This is a genomic window from Dolichospermum circinale AWQC310F (genome assembly GCF_000426925.1).
GTDB lineage: Bacteria > Cyanobacteriota > Cyanobacteriia > Cyanobacteriales > Nostocaceae > Dolichospermum > Dolichospermum circinale.
Genome location: NZ_KE384685.1, coordinates 219,859 through 220,483, shown reverse-complemented (window position 1 = coordinate 220,483; position 625 = coordinate 219,859). Strand labels below are relative to the sequence as shown.

The 625-nt window shown below is 36.2% G+C and carries 1 protein-coding gene; it reads left to right on the top strand.

Going from position 1 to position 625, the window contains the following annotated elements; genetic code table 11:
* The first annotated feature begins 208 nt into the window (after positions 1 to 208).
* Positions 209 to 379 (top strand): photosystem II assembly protein Psb34, encoded by a 171-nt coding sequence (gene psb34 / locus ACIR310F_RS25650; protein WP_035367945.1) that lies wholly within the window; start codon positions 209 to 211, stop codon positions 377 to 379.
* The last annotated feature ends 246 nt before the right edge of the window (positions 380 to 625 follow it).

The window sequence follows — 625 nt, the reverse complement described above, 5'->3', positions numbered from 1 at the left end:
GATTTTCAACCACCTTTGCTAACTTTCCACTGGAAACCCGCGCAGGTGGGTTTTTTTATGGCTGCTGTCACCGAGATTTTTTTTGGTGCTTCCAGGTAAGCAGCACTTACTTCTAGCATCAATTATTTTTTTGTCAAGTTCTATTGACACTTTGTAAAGATATTGTTATATTAGTTTACATAAAGTAACAAACCCAAAAAAAAACATTATGTATACCACCAGTGATGAAAAAGGCATTCTTAACAACTATGCCAAAGAACCCAAACTTTACTACGCAGAATTTCCTACAAAAGCGCAACAAAGAACCTATGCCTTTCAAGGTGTAGTAGCAATATTATTTTTAACTTCTATAGTTCTAATTACCTTGGGGGTTAGCTAAAATTTCCCGCTTCGGTATTTGTATCTAATCGTCATTCAAATTTTCTCCTAATTAACCCTGGTCAGTTTCGCCAGGGTTTTTTATTGCCATTTCTTGCTTTACTGCTCACTTAAACGGGGATAACTGGCAAATGTTTTACCATAGCCTTGAATAAGTCGCGGTAATTGGTCGAGCAAAATTCGTTTTTTGGGATCAGAATTAGATGTGAGATTTTTAGGAATATGCCCTATTCCTTTTTAAGCATGA

What these genes read in the sequence shown, in the direction of transcription:
- psb34 (WP_035367945.1), top strand. Translation starts at nt 209, where the DNA reads ATGTATACCACCAGTGATGAAAAAGGCATTCTTAACAACTATGCCAAA.